The following is an 18,767-nucleotide window of genomic DNA, read 5'->3' as shown; positions in this document are numbered from 1 at the left end:
TCTATTTTCCGCAGCCGTGACCCTCCTACACATTAAGAGAGTAGCTCCCTGATTCTACAGCTTTTTTGCCAGTATCCCTCTATTAAAAAGCTCCAAAGAAATGTACCAGAAAAAACATAAGCGGAATCGTAATGACCGAGATGATGGTAGATAGCACCGTGGTCAGAGTCCCCATTTCTTCATCCGCCGAATATTTGGCGAACAAGATAGAGGCCAGGGTTAATGTCGGCATCATCGATTGAATCAGTATAGTCTGTGCAATTTCCATTTTCAACGAAAAATACGGTAGCAAGCTCGCGACTAGTAAAGGCATAAAAATGAGCTTCACTACAATCGGTATCCACGACTCTTGACCAGTCTCACGAACCTTGTCACGCTTCAGTGTCATGATAAGTGCCCCTATGTAAAACATTGCGAGTGGTGCTGCCAGGTCAGCTAACTGATCAGTCAAGCGAATGACGATTTCAGGCGTCTTCACCTGGTAGAAGGCAATAAAGAGTCCGGCGACAATCGCAGCTGTCGGGATGTTCACCATTGATTTTAATGTGCCGAGCGTAATCCTTTTTTCCTTTTGCAAAATGATGACGCCAACCGTCCATATCGTAAAATCGACCCCCGCATCAAAAATGGCCGCGAACAGCCCGCCTTCGGGTCCAATGATTGTCGCGCATAATGGAATTCCGATAAAGCCAGTATTCCCCAGACCAGAAAGCAAGGCAAGCTCTCTTTTTTTCGTGGAAGTCCCGTGAAAAAGCTGGGCAAAGCCCCAGCCCACACCAATACCAACCAAATTAATTACGATCGATAATCCAAATACAATGGCAATCAGACGAAAGGTTCCTGCATTCATTTCGACATGAAAGATACTCGAAAGAATGATGCACGGCATCGCCACATTCACAATGAGGCTGATAAACATTTTCCGTGTGTACTCATTGAAAGAAAATGTTTTGGTTAAAATGGCCCCAATAATAATCATACAGGAAATAATCAAAATCGATTGAAATACGAGTGACATTTCTTTCCTCTCCAATCCCGCTACACATCATGACGTCCGTACCAGTTATCTCAATCGAATCTTACTTGATCCACTTTTCGCCTGTCAATGTATTTGTGAATGTTGAAAAAACTTTTCTCGATCGACAAAACTTAGGTCACTCAATGGCTTCAAGGAGATGGCGGACGCTAGCCGATTTCCATCTCCTTTCTTTGTTTACTTATACTTTCGCGAGGATTTAATTCGAAAAGAGTACATATCTGCCCGATAGCATGCCTCTTCATATTCAATGATGTCACCAGTAGAATCCGATAGAATCCGTACGACTTTCAGCACATTCGCGTTTTCCTTGACTTGAAGCAGGGCTGCATCCTTGCTCGTGATGATGCCGCTGGTAATCGTTTGTTCCGACTCACCCAATCTGATATGTAATTCTTTTTCCATCAAATCGTATAAAGTAGCATTATGTAAATCAAACTGGACTAGCCGCTCCCCGATCTCCACCGGATAGTAATGACTCTCAATGCCGATGGGTATGTGATTGGCATAACGGAGTCTTCTCATAAAATAAGCCTGCTTAAATCCCGTTGCCCGAGAAATCAGATCAGGCGGAGTAACCAGCTTGTGTTCAAGCAGCTTGGCACCAGGCTCCATCCCCATATTTCGGATCGTTTCTGAGGTGCTACATAGGTTGCCTAACCAGTCCTGAATCGGCTTTAAAGAAATAAACGTCCCCCGCCCATGCTGCTTGATCAGCACTCCTTCGCGGACCAAGTGATTAACCGCCTCACGTACCGTGCTTCGACTGACAGAATAGGTCTCCATCAGTTCTCTTTCACTTGGAATCTTTTCTTGATAGCGCTTTTCAACAATTTGTCTTTCGATCTCTTCTTTCAATTGGATATGAAGCGGAACTGGATTATTTGGATCCAATGGCATTGCTGTTCACCTCATTTTTGTTTGAAGCAGGCAGGGGAAAACCAGCACGACTCCAGAGCCATAATGGAGTATGTACATCAATCGGTGCGAAGCTGCTGCCATGAAGTGCTCTTTCCCAAGCACTGGCTACAGCTTGCCGATCTTGAGCCGTTCCACGTAAAACCTCGGGCGTACATAGGCCCAGCTTTACCGTTGCTTGCAAAATATGCGTATCAGGTGCAATCGTAATCAGCTCGCGAGACTTCCAGCTAATCCCCACATACGACTCCATGACATACAGCCAATAATGAAAGAGCTTCGGTCCCGATAAATAGGGAAATTCCGTTTTGCGTTGCATCTGCATAACTCTTTGCAGTTGTGCGATATCATAGCCTGCTGATTCGATCAGCCCTAAAACATCCCTTTTCTCGGAGGATTCTGCGATTCCTCTTGCGACCCTATACCATATTTCCGGATGACGATTGGGCTGGAGGGCTACCCGGTGCTGAAGTAACACATGGCGCAGATCCTCCAAGCTGTTACCTGCTACCGTTTGTGGATCAAAAACCCAGCGAGAAGGCTCATCGAGATAGCATTCTGCAATCACTTTCCAGAGTGTATATGAGTTTCTTTGATAGTTCAAAGACATTCCTAGCGTCAATACATTTGGCCATTCATGCTTGGGTATCGTTCCGATCAACGCATCCTCGGGCATGACCTCACCACCCAAGAGACCATCGGCATGCATCTGGACCAATTCCTCTACCTTTCGGATCAAATCATCGTTTCTCATCATACTCCCCCATGTTTGTATCTTATACGAATTCACTCGAACAGGGAATGCAAACCACTCCGCTTGATGCAAAAAAGGGCTGTCTCTGAGCAGCCCTCCTCCAAAGCCTTACCATTAGATTTTCATCTACATACAGCATCATAACAATGAAATCTCACTCTGCTCTGAATCAAGTACCACAATACGTCTGGTAAGGGCGATTCGAGCATGGCGGCAGTGGGGCATATTCCTCTTGTTCAGGGGAGTAGGCGTACGGGTTTGCCAGTACAGCCAGCAACCGCTTCATCACACTGTAGTCGCCTTTTTGTACCGCCGCCTCCAGCGCCTCTTCTACCCGGTAGTTGCGCGGAATGACCGCCGGATTGCTGCTGCGCATGAGCTCGAGAGAGGCAGCCTTTGACTCCTCTTGTCTGCCGAGTCTCGCCTGCCACTGCTCATGCCACAAAGTAAATTCCTCGGTGCCAAATAGGGGCGTATCCTCAGGCTTTTCCATGGTCAAGGCGCGGAATGTATTCGTAAAATCTGCATGCACTTTTTCCATCATACTGAGCAAGCTCTCTATCAAGGCTTCGTCCTCTTGCTCTTCATTGAAAATACCCAGCTTCGCTCTCATCCCGTTCACCCAGTTACTGCGATACTGCTCTGCGAATTTGGATATCGCGTCCTCTGCCAATTTGAGAGCCTGCTCTTCGTTTTTATCCAATAGCGGCAACAAGGTTTCGGCAAAACGCGCAAGGTTCCAGACAGCAATATGCGGTTGATTGCCGTATGCATAGCGGCCTTGCGTATCAATGGAGCTGAAAACTGTCTCCGGGTCGTAGGCATCCATGAAGGCACAGGGTCCATAATCGATGGTTTCTCCACTCAGGGCCATGTTGTCCGTGTTCATTACCCCGTGAATAAACCCGACGAGCTGCCATTTGGCAATCAGTGCAGCCTGACGCTTGATTACCTGTTGCAGTAAGAAAAGATAGCGGTTTTCCTCTGCCAGCCCTTCTGGAAAATGTCTTTCCAGCGTGTAGTCAGCCAAAGCTCGCAGCTCCTGCTCCGAGCACCATGCCGCAGCGTATTGAAAGGTACCTACACGGATATGACTAGCTGCCACACGGGTCAAAACTGCTCCCGGCTGAACCGTTTCACGATAGATCGGCTCACCCGTAGTCACAACTGCCAAGCTTCTTGTAGTAGGGATTCCAAGGCCGAACATCGCTTCACTGATGATATACTCTCGCAGCATCGGTCCAAGTGCGGCTTTCCCGTCCCCTCGACGTGAATAGGGGGTGCGCCCTGATCCTTTCAGCTGAATATCAAATCGTTCACCTTTCGGGGTGATTTGTTCGCCTAACAGCAGAGCCCGCCCGTCTCCGAGCATCGTAAAATGACCAAATTGATGACCGGCATATGCTTGTGCAAGCGGAAAAGCTCCTTCTGGAGTTTCGTTTCCAGCTAGCACGTCCGCTGCTTGCTCTAGTCCCTGGACATTCAAGCCCAAGGCTGCTGCCAGCGGTTCATTTAGCATGATGACCTGTGGCGAGCCAACTGGATTAGGTGTGATTTTGGTAAAAAAAGTAGTAGGCAGACTCGCATAGCTATTGTCAAAGTTCCATCCTGGCTCTACTCTCGCTTGATTATCGGTCATGGCAACTCCTTATAAACGATATTTTTAGGCACCCTTCTTTCCACCTCAAGGAGCCTTTTTAGTGTTTACTTCTTCCAATTTATTATAAGCCTTTTGCTACCCTGCGTCCTGCCATTCTTATTATCAAAACACTTTGCCAGGTTCGCTCACTGGTCATGATTGAAAGAAGATTTCCATATCGTTTTCTACCGTCTGGAAACGCGAGGAGCTTCCTCACGTCTCATATACAAGTACGAAGTATAGGAGGATTGCGCTTTGAAAAAATGGCTTCTTTTTACAGCAGTTGGCGTGCTTATAATCATTCTGATGGCTATAGGGCTGAGAAAGCCTGCACTAAAAGATGAAATTGCCCTGCCGGACTTTCTTCATACCGATTTTAACGAGATTACCAAAATAGAGGTCCGCTATAATGATGGCAATCTATTGACGATCGAGGATTCTCCCACTATCTCCAAAATTGTTTCTGTCCTAAAAGATACTCGATTGCAAATATCGTCAGCTCCCGCACCTGTCGGCTTCTTATACTTCATGGATATAGTCAGTGGGTCACAAACGGTAAGATATGGCACTTATTTGGTGACTGACCATACTGCCTATCACGCCATTGCTCCCCAGTCTGATGATCTCGATGCCTTAATCATAAGTATCGGCCACGAACATATTCCCGGGCTTTTACCAGGGATAGAAACTACAAACTAGCTATTGGAGGCAGACGCTCGAATCAGGTACACACATTGCCTCGCTCCTTTGGCTACACAATCTGGCCGCTCCACCTGTGCTAAAAGCAGCATTTGATAGGAGCTAAGCTCTCTTTCACAAATCGTTTCATAGCGATTCGCAATTTTAAAATACGGACAATTATGCTGCGTCATCGTAAATGTATCTTCGTTATGCTGCTCCCATTTGGTCATGAAGCCATTTGCATCCTGAATTTCTGCGAGCTCTGCTACTCTGTCAGAAAGATCCTTGCCTTGCATCCTGGCTTCATATCTCTCCATAAATCTTTCTTGTTGTCTTTTAAAAAAATCTTCGAGTCTGTCTTCTCCCTCTTCTATCGCCATATGGTCAAGCAGTTCTACGGCTAATTGCCCGTAATCACTAGGAAACTGCTCTTGCCCAAGTAGCGTCAAGGAATAATAATGCATCGGTCTGCCGGGCTGATGACGTCCGAGACTGTATTGAACCAAGCCGTCCTTTTCCAAATGAACCATCTGTCTGCTTACAGCCACTTTCGTTAAACCGAGCTTGTGCTGCAGTTCTTTTGTACTCATTTGACCGTTCGTTTTCAGCAATAAAAGAATATAGTCACGTGTCGATAATCGCTTATTCATACTCATTCATCGACCGCCACAAGTAACAGGCTTCCTGCGGCAGTCTTCCCTCCCCCTCGTAATGAGCCTGACATCCGATTTGTACCCGAGACCAAACTGCTATTTATATTCTGACTGGATAATCGCATACATCAAGCTTTACATCGCCTACGTTAAAGGTTTCAGAAGGCTCAAATTTAATACTAAACTTTTTTGTTGAATATGTTTCATTTATTGTATTATACTGTTGGTGAATTGTCGAGGAATCATTTTCCTAAAAGGTGGGTGAGATTATGCAGCATGAGCTGTCCTTTCGCGATCCTGAAACGGAAGTTATTTGCAACGAAGCATTAGCCCGTCACACAACTTGGAAAATAGGTGGCCCTGCGGATTATTTGCTTATCCCAAAAACAAAAGCTGGTTTGATCGAAGCAATTCAAACCCTCACTTCTCAGCATGTGCCTTGGCTGGTTCTCGGTAAGGGCTCGAATCTTCTGGTCACAGACAAAGGCTTTAGAGGCGCTGTCATCAAATTGAATCGGGCTTTGGATTTCATTCGACTCGACGGAAGCATCGTCCATGCTGGTGCTGCCTATTCCTTGATCAAGCTGGCTGTCCTCACAAGCAAACACGGCTTGAGTGGCTTCGAGTTTGCCGGAGGAATACCGGGAACAGTTGGCGGGGCTGCGTACATGAACGCCGGAGCAAACGGTGCCGATATCTCGCAGATTTGCCAATCAGCTGAAGTGATCCTGGAATCAGGGGAAGTACGCAGAATGTATGCGGATGAGCTGCAGTTTGCATACAGGCATTCCGCTCTGCAAAAAAAACGTGTGATCGTCACCGAAGCGAGCTTTCAGCTGGCTTTCCAGGATAGTACCAGTATCAAAAAACGATTCAATCAAAATAAAGAAACACGCATGAGGACGCAGCCCCTTCCGTTAGATTGTGCAGGCAGTGTATTCCGAAATCCTCCCAATGCATATGCAGCCAAACTGATCGAAGAAGCTGGCTTAAAGGGCATGCGCTATGGCGAGGCCGAAGTATCGAGCAAGCACGCTAACTTTATTATGAACACGGGTCATGCTCGCGCTGCCGATGTGCTGGCTCTGATTCAACATATTCAGGAAAAGGTACACGCACAGTTTCAAGTTCAGCTGGTCCCAGAAATCATCGTGGTAGGAGAAAAATAAAAATGGATACGGTAGGAGGTCTTTTCAGATGATCCAAATAACAGAATCAGCCATAACCAGAATGAAAGAGATGCTTGCTCAGGAAGAAAATTCAGAGCAACGGTTTGTGCGATTTGGCGTCAAGTATGGCGGGTGCTCCGGCCTCACCTACGGACTAGGCTTCGATGATACCAAAAAGACAGACGATACAATTATTGAGACAAATGGAGTACAGCTAGTGGTCGATGCAGAAAGCTATCCGTACCTAGAAGGAGTCGAAATTGACTTTGTCGAAACAGGAATGATGGGTGGTTTTACCATTCAAAACCCGAATGCCAGAGTGACTTGTGGATGTGGCAGCAGCTTCCGTACAGCACTCGACCGCGGAAAAAAAGAAAAATGTGATTGATAGAATGAAAAAAAGTATCATCTAAATCGGCGGATTGCAGCTGATTTAGATGATACTCTCATGTATTACTCAGTCTTTTCTTAGGAAGTCCTCCGACCTGCGTTGAATAAACGAGGAAATTTCCGCAATAAATTTTTCATGCTCATCAATGAACAAATAGTGGCAGCTTTCTTCAAATACCACAAGCTCACTGTTCGGAATTTTTTCTGCCATGAGCACGGATGCCTCCACTTCGCTATTGCCAGCCCTCCCGCTTCGTTTCAATCGAGAGCCCTTCCACGTATTTGCGATTCATCATTTTTCGTTTTTTACGATTTTCTTTTGTCTCAAACACAATGTCCATATCATAATCGCTTGGATAGAGCTCCTTCTTCTCAATGTGCAGAGCCATTCGCTTCTTGTTAATTTTGTATTTCTGATTTTGAATCATGACCCCGACATTTCCTTTTGAATCCTCAGCGGCAAATACAATACCCGTTCTCCCTAAATAGGAAATGAACACGCAATCGCCGATTTCAAAAGGCTTTTGAAGTACAGGAGCTGCTGCTTCTGTCGGTTCGGCTTGCTCTGTCTCTGAGTCATCCACGTTTTGCACGGACACATCAGGCTGGCTTGAGTTGTGAGCAGCCGCTTCATCTACGCCATCGATTACGTCCGCGTCATCCTGCATCTGATCGCCATGCTCCTGATCGCGCTGTGGATACTCGTCAATCCCTTCACTCTCTTCCTTTTCAACGAAAATCATCGCCGGCTGAGCACCGGAGGCAAAACCTTTTGCCGTAATTTCACGAGAGCGCTCAATCATTTCAGTCGGAATTCCTAATTTTAGTGCGATCAAAAATGCGTAGCTCTGACCCGCTTCCCCGATTTTCAAACGATACAACGGCTGCAACGTATCAGCATCAAATTCCATACGAGCATTTTGAAAGCCCGGAGTGACTGAGGCAAAATTTTTGATTTCATTAAAGTGCGTGGTTGCAATGACAGTCGCGCCTCTTTTTTGCAGTTCCTCCAAAATCGCGATCGACAAACCGACACCTTCGCCTGGGTCTGTACCCGAAGCCATCTCATCGATCAGTACGAGCGTGGAATCATTCGTGATCTTCAGGATCTCAATCACATTGTGAATATGCGCGGAGAAGGTGCTGAGCGCATGCTCGATGCTTTGTCCGTCCCCGATATCCACAGCGATATTGCTAAAAATGGAGAACATGCTTCCTTCCTGAACGGGAACGAGCAATCCTGATTGAACCATGATGGTTAACAGACCAACCGTTTTTAGTGTGAGTGTTTTGCCTCCTGTGTTGGGACCGGTAATGACTAATGACTTGTATTTTCGCCCGATTTGGAAGTTCAGTGGCACCATTTTTTTGCCGAGCAGTGGATGTCTCGCCTCACGCAACAGTACGATGCCATCCTCATTGAGTTGGACATTCTTTGCTCCTATAGCGAGCGCATATTTCGCTTTGGCAAACAGAAAATCGTAGGCACCCACTGTTTCTACGTTGATCTGAAACTCGTGGGTGAATTCCTCTGCCAGTGCTGATAATTGCATGAGGACCTTGGTCACCTCACGCTCTTCCTCCGACCTGAGCGCAGTCAGCTCAAATTGCAGGGTACTGACCTCGGTCGGTTCCATATAGACGGTTTGACCGCTGGCTGATTCGTCCAAAACCATGCCGTTGACTTGCTTGCGGTATTCCTTCTTGATCGGGAGTACGTAGCGCCCATTACGGGTACTGAGCATATTTTCCTGCAAAATCGTACGGTACTTGCTCATCAATGAGTCCAGCTTGCCCTTCAAACGTTCTTCAAAAACAGCGATGCGCTTTCTCGTCTTGAGCAAATCTTTACTTGCCGCATCGACGACTCGCCCGTGGCGAATGCACTGCTCAATTTCCGACTTTAGCTTGGTCATGGGATGCATCGAGGCAGCATAGGTGCTGACCCGCGGTGCGATATCCGCTTTGGACGCCATGTACTTGATTAATTGGGTGACACTCGACATGAATTGTGTCATGTGCAAAAAGTCTTTTTCGCTGAACACATAGCCTGTTCCCAACAGTGATACAATCTGTTCGATTCCTTCGAGTGAGGGGATCGGCACACTGGCTCCATACTGGATTAAATCTTTGGCTTCTGCCACTTCATCGAGCTTTTTTCGCAGGACCTTGCTTGAGGTCAGGGGCATCATTTGCTCTACATGTTTTTTCCCTACGTACGAGATGGCGTGCTCCATCAGTGTTTCTTTGATTTTGTCGTACTCCAGACGCTGCAATGCTTTTTCGTTCATGTTTGATCTCTCCATTTTCATATAGTAGAAAATCTGTACAACAAAAAAGGACGAAGAATGAACAAATGTCATTCTCCGCCCTTTTTATGGCTACCTAAATAAGCACCATTCGCAAACCTGGCTACGCCATAACTGATGGCAGAGCCGCGGTAGCACTTATACTGGATAGGAATGTTGGCCATACCTATCTGTACAAATAAAAATCCGTGCGTTAGCTCAGCACGGATGTGGGTGCAATGATATTAGGTATATACCTAAGGCATTGTATGATATCCGTTGTCCTTAACTAATCCCAAGGCCGCTCACAAACCATCACAAATAAACTTTGCCAGACCAGCAAAATTTCGAAAATGATTTACGCGAAGCCTCCATATGGAATTGCTTTAGTTAAGAACTACCGCCGACATCAACATCTCTCCTTAGATAAGGTTACTCACACTATAGCTTACCGCTTACGGAACCGTCAAGCGTCTTTCTAAACGAGCGGAAAGTGACACGCAACGTCTCTTCCCTCTACTTCTTGGAGCACAGGCTCCTGGTTTTTACAAATAGACTGAACATATGGGCATCTCGTATGGAACCTGCAGCCTGAAGGTGGATTGAGCGGACTCGGAATGTCCCCCTCCAAAATCAGCTTTTCTTTTTGCCTGGCGTGCGGATCAGGGACTGGCGATGCGGCAATCAGAAACTTCGTGTAGGGATGCAACGGCCTGTTATACACTTCATTTGTTGTTCCGATCTCCATGATTTTGCCTAAAAACATGACACAGGTCCGATCAGATAAATAGCGAACTACATGTAAGTCATGAGAAATGAACAAGTAGGTCAAATTTTTTTGTTCTTGTAGCCTGCTGAGCAAATTGATGATTTGGGATTGAATGGAAACATCCAGTGCGGATACTGGCTCATCGCACACCACAAATTTCGGGTTGAGAGCAAGCGCCCTGGCGATGCCTATTCTTTGTCTTTGTCCCCCGCTGAACATATGAGGATACCTCGTGCCATACGCTTTTCGCAATCCGACAAGCTCCATCAGCTCAGCTACTCTCTCGTCTCTGGCTGCTCGCTCCATTGATTCATGGGTAACCAGCGGCTCTGCGATGATGTCGGCTACTTTCATGCGCGGGTTAAGTGACGCAAACGGGTCTTGAAAAATGATTTGCATCTTTTTTCTTAACTCGCGCATTTCATGATTCGTTAGCTTGAATATATCTTTTCCTTCAAAGAAGACCTCCCCTTCTGTTGCTTCCACAATGCGGAGGAGCGTTCTTCCCAGCGTACTTTTCCCGCAGCCAGACTCTCCAACCACAGCAAGAGTTTCTCCCTCATAAATAGCAAAGCTGACATGATCTACCGCGTGTACGACACCCGCCTTCTTTTTGAACAAGCCTTTTTCCACTGGAAAGTACTTTTTCAAATTGCGAACCTTCATCAGTTCACGAGCCACAAACGTCACCCCCTCTCGTTTTTGTACTTCAGACAACGCACCTTGTGTCCATTTCCCGTTTCTACAAGCTCAGGCTCCAAAACACGGCAGCTAGCATCTGCATATTCACAGCGCGGATGAAAGCGGCAGCCTTGTGGTAAATGAAGCATATTCGGGACCATTCCCTCGATACTGTACAATCCTTTTGCTTTGTTCTGCTCCACGTTTGACCTTGGTATCGATTTTAACAAGCCCTCTGTGTAGGGATGCCTCGGGTTGTCGAACAGCTCGTAAACATCTGCTTGCTCCATCACTTTGCCCGCGTACATAACGTAGACATAATCACACATTTCAGCGACAATCCCCAAATTGTGTGTAATTAAAATGATGGATGTATCTACTTCCTCCTGAAGCTGTTTCATCACCTTTAAAATTTGGGCTTCAATTGTTACGTCCAAAGCGGTTGTTGGCTCATCTGCAATCAACAGCTTTGATTTACAAATCAAGGCCATCGCAATCATCACCCTCTGCCTCAGACCGCCAGATAGCTGATGGGGAAATACACTATACCTTTTTTCTGCCTCAGGAATACCGACCAGCTTGAACATCTCGATTACTTGCTGCTTGGCTTCCTGCTTACTGATACCCGGGTTGTGTAAAAGCAGTGTTTCGGCGACCTGCCTGCCAACCGTGTACACTGGGTTCAACGAGGTCATCGGCTCCTGAAAGATCATCGAGATTTCATTGCCCCGAATAGAGCGCATCTCCGCTTTTGACAACCCCACCAGATTCCGATTCTGAAAAAGAATCTCTCCTCCCGCTATTTTCCCTGGGGGACTAATCAACTGCATAATCGATAATGAGGTCATGCTCTTTCCGCAGCCCGATTCTCCGACAATGCCGATGATCTGCCCCTTTTGAACCTTTATGCTGACATCATCCACAGCAGGAATGACACCTTTGTCCGTGTAAAAATACGTTTTGAGGTTGTTCATTTCAAGAACGGTATTTTTATCTCCCATCCAGATTCCCCCTATGATTTCAAGTACGGATCAAGTGCATCCCGCAGACCGTCTCCCAGAAAATTAAACGCCAAGACGACGACCAAAATCGCGATACCTGGGGAGATCGCCACCCAAGGGGCATTGAATAAAAACTCTTTTCCATTGGATACCATGAGTCCCCAGCTCGAAGCTGGCGGCTGCGCACCTACTCCGAGAAAGCTGAGGCTGGCTTCAGACAAGATGGCTCCCGGTATTTCGAGTGTAAACAAGACGAGAAGCTGGGGAATACAATTAGGTAAGATGTGACGGATCATAATGACGTACGGTTTGACACCGATCGCCTTAGCTGATTCTACGAACTCTTTGTTCTTTAAAGACAGCGTCTGTGATCTCACTACCCGCGCCGTTCCCGCCCAGCCTACGATACTGAGCGCTATAAAAATATTCAAAAGACTTGCCCCGAGCGTATACATCACGACCATGGCGAGAAGCAGCGAAGGAAACGAGAGTACCATATCCGATATTGTCATGATCGTGAAATCTGTCTTTTTGCCAAAATATCCTGCTACGATCCCAAGCACGATACCGATCGTCATCGTGATCAAGCTGGGGATGATCCCGATTAACAACGAGATTTGAGAGCCATAAATGATTCTGGACAGGACATCACGGCCAAACATATCCGTTCCGAGCCAATACTCGCTGCTTGGCTTTTGAAATTGCAAATCGAGATTTACTTCATAGGGATTGTACGGCGCAATCAAAGGGGCAAAAATCGCCATCACGATAAACAGAAGAATAACGATTCCGCCTGCCATAGCCATCCTGTCTTTTTTGAGAGATTTGAATACATCCTGCCAAAAGGTCTCTTTGACCAGCTCATCACTCGCTTCGATCAACTCTCGCTTCGTAATGACATTCCTCACTACATTCATCTACGGGCACCTCCTTTAGTCATATTTAATCCGGGGGTCTAATATTGAATAAAGAATATCGGCTACCAGATTCCCGATGATTACAAGAGCCGTCGTAAACATGACCGCGCCTTGTAAAAGCGGCATGTCCCTGTTTTGAATCGCATTAACCGCGATTCTGCCAATACCGGGGATGCCAAAAATACTCTCCGTGATAACCGCTCCCGACAATAATCCGGCCACCTGCAAAGCCATCACCGTAACAACGGGAAGCATGGAGTTTTTTAACGCGTGATTGATGATTACCTTGATTTCCAGATTGCCTTTGGCCCTAGCCGTTCGGATGTAGTCATTGCGCATTACTTCTAAAAGGCTTGATCGTGTCAGCCGCGCGATCGTTCCTGCGGCACTCCAGCCGAGCACAATAGCGGGCATGATCATATATTCGGGACCACTGAAGCCTGATACCGGCAAAATACCGAGCTGCAGAGAAAAGATATACTGGAACAGCAGTCCAGCCCAAAATACAGGGATGGAAACACCGAGAAGAGAAAAGCCCATGATCGAGTTGTCGAGAAACGAGCGCTTCTTCACAGCGGATAATATTCCGGCTGGAATCCCGATGATCCATGAAACCAGCGCTGCTGATAAGGCAAGCATCAATGTGTTCGGGAAAGCATCCATCAATAGCGTCGAAACGGATCGGTTTAATTTGTAAGAAACTCCGAAGTCACCTTGGACCGCGCCCCACAGAAAGCGAAAAAATCGGACATAGGCAGGATCATCCAAATGCATTTGCGCGCGGACTCGTTCGACAACATCGGGACTAATATGTTCTTTCATCATCAGCGCAATGGGATCACCGGGGATCACATTCAGCAAAATAAACGTAATAAGTGCAATGCCTAGCATTACAGGTATGGAAATTAGAATCCTTTTGGCAATATGGGCTCCCATCAAACCCCTCCCCTTCCAGGCTTGCTGCGATGTAAAAATAACTACTTGTTGGCAGTAGTTATTTTTACAATGAGCATTTATCATTTTCAGCATGAAGCTAATTTACTATTCCGATAATAATCACTCTGTAATTTCGATTCCATAGTAGTTCATTGAGGTCCACCCGTTCCACGATACGTGGAAATTTTTCACTCTCGGCTGGACGACGAATAATTTGTTGAGGGCAAACAATGGTACCCAGGCAGCGTCTTCTTGTACAATCATTTTTTCCAGGTCCTGATAGATCTTGATTCTCTCGTCTTGATTGACCATTGTTCTTGCCTTGAGCAGTTTTTCGTTTACATCCAGATTTTTATAGTTGTAGGATCTGGCCACTGTATTTTTTTGAGAGAAAAACGTATAGAAAAAGTTGTCGGGATCATTGTAGTCAGCTGACCAATCTGCATGATAAGCAGGGAGCTCTCCTACTTTTCGCGTAGCAAAATAGGCGGACTCGTCCATTTGCTTGATCTTCACACGAATGCCTACCTTACCTAGCATGGATTGAATCGTCTCGTTCATTTGCAATACGGTTGGCCTGTCCGAGATTTGGGCAATTTCCATATCAAATCCATCCGGGTAGCCTGCTTCCGCCAACAATGCTTTTGCTTTTTCCGGATTGTACTCGATTTTTGGCAGATCAGGATTATACCCTAACAGCCCTGGAGGAGATATGCCCTCCACGAGCGTGCCTTCTCCGTGATACAGCTTGTCTAAAATCGTTTGACGATCTACTGCCAATTGCACCGCTTTTCGTACTCTTACATCGTCGAACGGCTTTATGTTTGCATTCAATGAATAGTAGTAGGTTCCTACGATCGGTCCTTTCACGATGTTATTTTTCCATTTGTCATTGTCTCTGAATTGGGGGATTTGTGAAGCGGAAGCGCTCAAATCGAAAATGTCCAGCTTACCAGTTTCAAACATGATTCTTTTGGTTTCCGCATCCGGTACGATTTTCATTTCAATACCATCAAACTTGGGGGCGCCTTGATAATAATCGGGGTTCGAAGCCAGAACAATTGTGTCATTCAACGTCCAAGACTTCAGCGAAAAAGGACCTGTGCCAATTGTTTTAGACGGCTCGATGCCAAATTGGTCTCCAGCTTCTGTAGTCGCTTTTCTGTTGTAAATCGATCCTGGTGGCGTTGCGAGATTCGCTAAAAACGGGGCAAATGCTTCTGCGAGGGTAATTTCAATCGTATTGTCATCGATGACTTTGATACCGCTGACACTGTCTGCTTTCCCGTCCATTCGATCTTTCGCACCGGCGATCATGTCCAGAAAGTCGGTGTTCAGTGCCTTCGTTGCGGGGTTCAGCATCCGATCAAACGTAAACAATACATCATCGGCTTTGAAAATTTCTCCGTTGTGGAATTTCACATTTTTACGAAGGTGAAAGGTGTACACGAGGCCATCCGGAGATACATCCCAGCTCTCGGCAAGACCCGGAAACAATTCTGATTTTCCTGGAGAAACGGTTTTCGCTTCAACAAGACGATCGTACAGATTCAAGGGAAGGGTATACTCAGAGGTCGTCAATTGTACATCTGCGGTTCCTGGATCGGTTGATTCCGAGATCGTCAGCATTCTGCCCTGGCTGCCGCTTTTTGCACAGCCACTCAATACGCTTACCGCCAGCATCAGTAAAATGATAGACAATGAGACCAGTGACTTCATACCTTTTTTCATCGGCTAGCTCCTCACATTTTGGAATATGATTCTCTCTTCAGGCGACAATCGTGTAAGCAAACACTGCTAAATGGAAGAGTGACTCGGCTGCCAAAGGATAAAATGATAGCTGAGCGTCTATGTAGTTGGTAAAATCACCTCCATACGTTTTTTGGCTATATGATAAAATAGTACTCGTATTTTTCTCATGAGTCATTGCACATTTTGTATAAATATTCAGATAAATTTAACGCTTTAAAACGATGAATTTATACAAGTTTTATAAAAATTCTGTTTTATTCTTTTTTGAATACGAAGCGGAGTGACACCTCTTGCAATTTCTAAGGAAAAAGTAAGTTTAGTCATAATTGAATGGAGTGAGAGGTATGGATGTGCAATTTATCATTTCAACAATTATTGATCGTTTAAAACAAATTGACGGTGTGAGTGCTCTTGTCTTAGGTGGTTCAAGAGCTAGGGGAACTGAAAATCCCAACTCTGATATTGATATCGGTATTTATTATAATGCCAACAATGGGCTAGACATTGCACAGCTACGTCGGGTAACCTCCATCTTGGATGACGATAATAGAAACAACTTACTAACAGAAATCAATGGCTGGGGACCGTGGATTAATGGTGGCGCTTGGCTAAAAGTGAATCAAAAACCGGTTGATTTTTTATATCGTGATCAGAACAAAGTATCAAAAGTAATTGAACAATGCCTCTCGGGAGATATCACAATCGACTATCAACCAGGGCATCCTCATGGATTTCTCAATGCGATATATTTAGCTGAAATAGCATTGTGCAAGGTGTTATGGGATCCGTCAGGTATTGTTGGAGAAATGAAGACCAGAACAAATCCATACTCACATGTTTTGCAAAAAGCGATCATTCAAAAATTTATATGGGAGGCAAATTTCTCTCTAGAGATTGGCAGAAAAGGTATCTATAAAAAAGATGTATCTTATATCGCTGGATGTTGTTTTAGGTCAGTTTCATGCTTGAATCAGGTTTTGTTTGCACTTAACGAAGCTTACTGGATGAACGAAAAAGGAGCTGCAGCCATCGCCGATTCATTTAGCCTGGTGCCAAGCAATTATTCCTACAGAGTAAATAACATATTGACTTTAGTCACAGAAGACCAAGACGATTTAGAGAAGGCTTTACGAATGTTACATGATCTGATTCATGAAACAGATCATCTAGTGAAACGTAAAGGTCTGTTTAATTAAACGGTGCAACCCGCTGAGATAACGGCTTTACAAAGGAAAAAGTACACAGCTTATTAGCTATGTACTTTTTTCGTAAAATTATTTATTTTGATAGCTGTAGAGCTTTCTAATCATATTATCATCTATCTCAATCATGTAGAGATTGATTAATGAATACAATTTTTCTAGGATTTTCAATGCATTCATATAAGCAATGTTTAATCTTCGCAATCCAACTTCATGTAACACATGCCTTTTACGCCCATGATGATCTCGATCTTCTCTTCTTTGTTTTTTTGACTCCATTCCCATACAGAAGCGTCTGCCTCAAATAACCCTGCATACTTTTGCAGCACTTTTTCCAAGGTCGGTGAGCCGATCTCTTCTTCTCCCTCAATCAGGAATTTGACACGACACGGCAAGCCTCCATTTTTTTGCAAGATGGAAATCGCCTGCAAGCGAACAATGAGGTCGCCTTTGTTGTCAGAAACACCGCGCGCATACATTTTTCCATCATGAATCTCTGCTCCAAAAGGTGGATAGCTCCATTCCTCGATCGGTTCAGGTGACTGCACATCGTAGTGATTATAAAACAAGATCGTTTTGTTTGGATTCCCTTTAGGTCCCGGCTCAAAAACCGCGTAAACCACCGGATTTTCTCCGCAATCATCGTGGCTTCTGGCAGCTGCTCTTTGACAAGCTGTTCCCATTTTGTGATCCTGGCACCCTCTTTTGAGCTTTTGTTGTGAATGCATTTCTTTTATGAACGCGTTTTAGATCCAGCTTATCTACTGCATAAATAATTGTCAATCTATTTAGTCAATTTACCCTTTGACTACATTTCCTTTCTTCGTATACATCCCCTTTTTTTATGGTATAGTCTAAGCAATTAACTATTTTTGGAATTCCATTTCTATTTTCAAAAAGGAGCATTAGTCATGAATAATCACGGTCCGGATAAGTTCATCTTGTATGTAGGCTACGGGCTCGTCGTTTTCCTTGGCTTTCTCATACTCGTGGGCATTATTAATTTTATCGTTTCTGGAATTAGATAAATTTTCCATATGTGAGGGATCACTTTATGAATTCCTGGTCAAAAGAACAAAAAATGCTCATCGCCATACCTCCTGTTCTCATCCTTTTGCAAATCGTCTTCTTTCAGCTGCTCGTCCATTATTTAGGAGACACAATCGGTTATTTGCTAGGCTATGTCATGTACTGGTTGGTATGGTGCATCCCTGTCTCTTTCCTTTTCTACAAGAAAGCACATGCAGGGTTATGGTCATTACCAAAGGCTGCTTCTCCTAAAAGGGCGCATAGAATCAGCATGACTCTTATTGCACTGCCCGCAATTGCCACTTTATTTGCAGCATTTTTGCCATACATACCAGCAGCAGGGTGGAAGGTTGCCCTCCTTGCGTTGTTGTTTGCGCTCATAAATGCGCCGCTGGAGGAACGCCTATGGCGCGGTGTCTTTCCAGCCTATTTTCCACACAGCCGATTGTTTGGCTTTCTTTACCCTACGATTTGTTTTGGACTGTGGCATCTCGCCCCAGCTTTGGCAAAAGACTCAGGAATGGAGGGCGGAATTCTCAGCTTTGTAGGTGGGGCATTGTTCATGGGATTACTATGGGGCTGGTACGCCTATCGCTATAAGACGATACTCCCTACGACTACCTCTCACGTTTTGACAAATTTCTTCGCATTCACTGGATTTCTTTATGTGAATTGGTTTTCGTAAGACGAATCGGATAGGAGTTTTTTGGATGTATAAAAATGTCAATTTGGTAGGAAGCTATGACAATACCTACTATGTCTAGAAAGGTTGTGACAATATGGAGGTTCGTGAGGGATTAATCCCGGCGGTACTAGGGACTATTGTTACAGCAACTGGTTACGCCTTGAAAAACACGGAAAAGGTGAGCCCGACACTGACGAACACAATCGTAGGCTTTGGACTCGCACACGTCGTTCTTGGCGCGATCGACCTGATTGAGCACAGGTAGGT

General features: G+C 45.3%; 19 protein-coding genes. 6 read left to right on the top strand and 13 right to left on the bottom strand.

Annotation, left to right across the window (positions count from 1 at the left end):
- Positions 1-82 precede the first annotated feature (82 nt).
- The 4 genes from SB752_RS10070 to SB752_RS10055 all read right to left on the bottom strand — a co-directional run bounded on the left by SB752_RS10070 (position 83) and on the right by SB752_RS10055 (position 4,347).
- Positions 83-1,018, bottom strand: coding sequence for an AEC family transporter (locus SB752_RS10070; RefSeq protein ID WP_410715540.1), 936 nt, complete (start codon positions 1,016-1,018; stop codon positions 83-85).
- 195 nt (positions 1,019-1,213) lie between these two features.
- Entirely contained in the window at positions 1,214-1,936 is a 723-nt protein-coding gene (locus SB752_RS10065; RefSeq protein WP_410715539.1) for a GntR family transcriptional regulator, read from the bottom strand.
- Entirely contained in the window at positions 1,917-2,708 is a 792-nt protein-coding gene (locus SB752_RS10060; RefSeq protein WP_410715538.1) for a hypothetical protein, read from the bottom strand. Before SB752_RS10060 ends, SB752_RS10065 begins: the two co-directional genes overlap by 20 nt.
- A gap of 169 nt (positions 2,709-2,877) precedes the next feature.
- Complete coding sequence (locus SB752_RS10055; protein ID WP_410715537.1) at positions 2,878-4,347, bottom strand: protein adenylyltransferase SelO; 1,470 nt, start codon at positions 4,345-4,347, stop codon at positions 2,878-2,880.
- Between the two features lie 255 nt (positions 4,348-4,602).
- Here SB752_RS10055 and SB752_RS10050 point away from each other — a divergent pair, with 255 nt between their 5' ends.
- Complete coding sequence (locus tag SB752_RS10050) at positions 4,603-5,046, top strand: hypothetical protein (protein ID WP_410715536.1); 444 nt, start codon at positions 4,603-4,605, stop codon at positions 5,044-5,046.
- On the opposite strand, the gene SB752_RS10045 is transcribed toward SB752_RS10050, so the two are convergent.
- A complete protein-coding gene (locus SB752_RS10045) occupies positions 5,043-5,684 on the bottom strand; it encodes a helix-turn-helix transcriptional regulator (protein WP_410715535.1) in 642 nt (213 codons plus the stop codon). The genes SB752_RS10050 and SB752_RS10045 overlap by 4 nt on opposite strands.
- 266 nt (positions 5,685-5,950) lie before the next feature.
- On the opposite strand from SB752_RS10045, the gene murB reads away from it, so the two are divergent.
- Positions 5,951-6,850: a UDP-N-acetylmuramate dehydrogenase gene (gene murB / locus SB752_RS10040; protein ID WP_410715534.1), complete on the top strand. Its 900-nt coding sequence runs from the start codon at positions 5,951-5,953 to the stop codon at positions 6,848-6,850.
- 28 nt (positions 6,851-6,878) lie between these two features.
- On the top strand, positions 6,879-7,238 hold the full coding sequence (locus tag SB752_RS10035) for a HesB/IscA family protein (protein ID WP_410715533.1): 360 nt from the start codon (positions 6,879-6,881) through the stop codon (positions 7,236-7,238).
- A 69-nt stretch (positions 7,239-7,307) separates the two neighbouring features.
- On the opposite strand, the gene SB752_RS10030 is transcribed toward SB752_RS10035, so the two are convergent.
- The 7 genes from SB752_RS10030 to SB752_RS10000 form a co-directional block, all read right to left on the bottom strand.
- Positions 7,308-7,451, bottom strand: coding sequence for an alpha/beta fold hydrolase (locus SB752_RS10030; RefSeq protein WP_410715532.1), 144 nt, complete (start codon positions 7,449-7,451; stop codon positions 7,308-7,310).
- Positions 7,452-7,473: 22 nt separating this feature from the next.
- Positions 7,474-9,531: an endonuclease MutS2 gene (locus tag SB752_RS10025; RefSeq protein WP_410715531.1), complete on the bottom strand. Its 2,058-nt coding sequence runs from the start codon at positions 9,529-9,531 to the stop codon at positions 7,474-7,476.
- Between the two features lie 475 nt (positions 9,532-10,006).
- Positions 10,007-10,978 (bottom strand): ABC transporter ATP-binding protein, encoded by a 972-nt coding sequence (locus SB752_RS10020; RefSeq protein ID WP_410715530.1) that lies wholly within the window; start codon positions 10,976-10,978, stop codon positions 10,007-10,009.
- Between the two features lie 5 nt (positions 10,979-10,983).
- The gene (locus tag SB752_RS10015) at positions 10,984-11,979 is read right to left on the bottom strand and encodes an ABC transporter ATP-binding protein (RefSeq protein WP_410715529.1); all 996 of its coding nucleotides are present in this window, start codon (positions 11,977-11,979) and stop codon (positions 10,984-10,986) included.
- Between the two features lie 11 nt (positions 11,980-11,990).
- A complete protein-coding gene (locus tag SB752_RS10010) occupies positions 11,991-12,896 on the bottom strand; it encodes an ABC transporter permease (protein WP_410715528.1) in 906 nt (301 codons plus the stop codon).
- Positions 12,897-12,911: 15 nt separating this feature from the next.
- A complete protein-coding gene (locus SB752_RS10005; protein ID WP_410715527.1) occupies positions 12,912-13,832 on the bottom strand; it encodes an ABC transporter permease in 921 nt (306 codons plus the stop codon).
- Positions 13,833-13,952: 120 nt separating this feature from the next.
- Positions 13,953-15,563 carry an ABC transporter substrate-binding protein gene (locus SB752_RS10000; RefSeq protein ID WP_410715526.1) on the bottom strand — a complete coding sequence of 537 codons (1,611 nt, stop codon included), beginning with the start codon at positions 15,561-15,563 and terminating at the stop codon, positions 13,953-13,955.
- 365 nt (positions 15,564-15,928) lie between these two features.
- On the opposite strand from SB752_RS10000, the gene SB752_RS09995 reads away from it, so the two are divergent.
- Positions 15,929-16,780: a nucleotidyltransferase domain-containing protein gene (locus tag SB752_RS09995; protein WP_410715525.1), complete on the top strand. Its 852-nt coding sequence runs from the start codon at positions 15,929-15,931 to the stop codon at positions 16,778-16,780.
- 197 nt (positions 16,781-16,977) lie between these two features.
- Here SB752_RS09995 and SB752_RS09990 read toward each other — a convergent pair whose 3' ends face one another.
- Positions 16,978-17,469 carry a M20/M25/M40 family metallo-hydrolase gene (locus SB752_RS09990; protein WP_410715524.1) on the bottom strand — a complete coding sequence of 164 codons (492 nt, stop codon included), beginning with the start codon at positions 17,467-17,469 and terminating at the stop codon, positions 16,978-16,980.
- 371 nt (positions 17,470-17,840) lie between these two features.
- On the opposite strand from SB752_RS09990, the gene SB752_RS09985 reads away from it, so the two are divergent.
- Both SB752_RS09985 and SB752_RS09980 read left to right on the top strand, forming a co-directional pair.
- Entirely contained in the window at positions 17,841-18,500 is a 660-nt protein-coding gene (locus SB752_RS09985; RefSeq protein ID WP_410715523.1) for a CPBP family intramembrane glutamic endopeptidase, read from the top strand.
- 94 nt (positions 18,501-18,594) lie between these two features.
- Positions 18,595-18,765 carry an asparagine synthase gene (locus SB752_RS09980; RefSeq protein WP_103110522.1) on the top strand — a complete coding sequence of 57 codons (171 nt, stop codon included), beginning with the start codon at positions 18,595-18,597 and terminating at the stop codon, positions 18,763-18,765.
- Positions 18,766-18,767: the final 2 nt, after the last annotated feature.

The organism is Brevibacillus sp. SIMBA_040 (genome assembly GCF_046535075.1).
In the GTDB taxonomy this organism is placed as follows: Bacteria; Bacillota; Bacilli; order Brevibacillales; family Brevibacillaceae; genus Brevibacillus.
The sequence above is the reverse complement of the archived record's forward strand: the minus strand, read 5'-3'. Positions and strand labels throughout refer to the sequence as shown.

Coding starts and splice junctions, on each gene's coding strand:
- SB752_RS10070 (WP_410715540.1), bottom strand. CDS start 1,018: ATGTCACTCGTATTTCAATCGATTTTGATTATTTCCTGTATGATTATT.
- SB752_RS10065 (WP_410715539.1), bottom strand. CDS start 1,936: ATGCCATTGGATCCAAATAATCCAGTTCCGCTTCATATCCAATTGAAA.
- SB752_RS10060 (WP_410715538.1), bottom strand. CDS start 2,708: ATGAGAAACGATGATTTGATCCGAAAGGTAGAGGAATTGGTCCAGATG.
- SB752_RS10055 (WP_410715537.1), bottom strand. CDS start 4,347: ATGACCGATAATCAAGCGAGAGTAGAGCCAGGATGGAACTTTGACAAT.
- SB752_RS10045 (WP_410715535.1), bottom strand. CDS start 5,684: ATGAGTATGAATAAGCGATTATCGACACGTGACTATATTCTTTTATTG.
- murB (WP_410715534.1), top strand. CDS start 5,951: ATGCAGCATGAGCTGTCCTTTCGCGATCCTGAAACGGAAGTTATTTGC.
- SB752_RS10035 (WP_410715533.1), top strand. CDS start 6,879: ATGATCCAAATAACAGAATCAGCCATAACCAGAATGAAAGAGATGCTT.
- SB752_RS10030 (WP_410715532.1), bottom strand. CDS start 7,451: ATGGCAGAAAAAATTCCGAACAGTGAGCTTGTGGTATTTGAAGAAAGC.
- SB752_RS10025 (WP_410715531.1), bottom strand. CDS start 9,531: ATGAACGAAAAAGCATTGCAGCGTCTGGAGTACGACAAAATCAAAGAA.
- SB752_RS10015 (WP_410715529.1), bottom strand. CDS start 11,979: ATGGGAGATAAAAATACCGTTCTTGAAATGAACAACCTCAAAACGTAT.
- SB752_RS10010 (WP_410715528.1), bottom strand. CDS start 12,896: ATGAATGTAGTGAGGAATGTCATTACGAAGCGAGAGTTGATCGAAGCG.
- SB752_RS10005 (WP_410715527.1), bottom strand. CDS start 13,832: ATGGGAGCCCATATTGCCAAAAGGATTCTAATTTCCATACCTGTAATG.
- SB752_RS10000 (WP_410715526.1), bottom strand. CDS start 15,563: ATGAAAAAAGGTATGAAGTCACTGGTCTCATTGTCTATCATTTTACTG.
- SB752_RS09995 (WP_410715525.1), top strand. CDS start 15,929: ATGGATGTGCAATTTATCATTTCAACAATTATTGATCGTTTAAAACAA.
- SB752_RS09990 (WP_410715524.1), bottom strand. CDS start 17,469: ATGGGAACAGCTTGTCAAAGAGCAGCTGCCAGAAGCCACGATGATTGC.
- SB752_RS09985 (WP_410715523.1), top strand. CDS start 17,841: ATGAATTCCTGGTCAAAAGAACAAAAAATGCTCATCGCCATACCTCCT.
- SB752_RS09980 (WP_103110522.1), top strand. CDS start 18,595: ATGGAGGTTCGTGAGGGATTAATCCCGGCGGTACTAGGGACTATTGTT.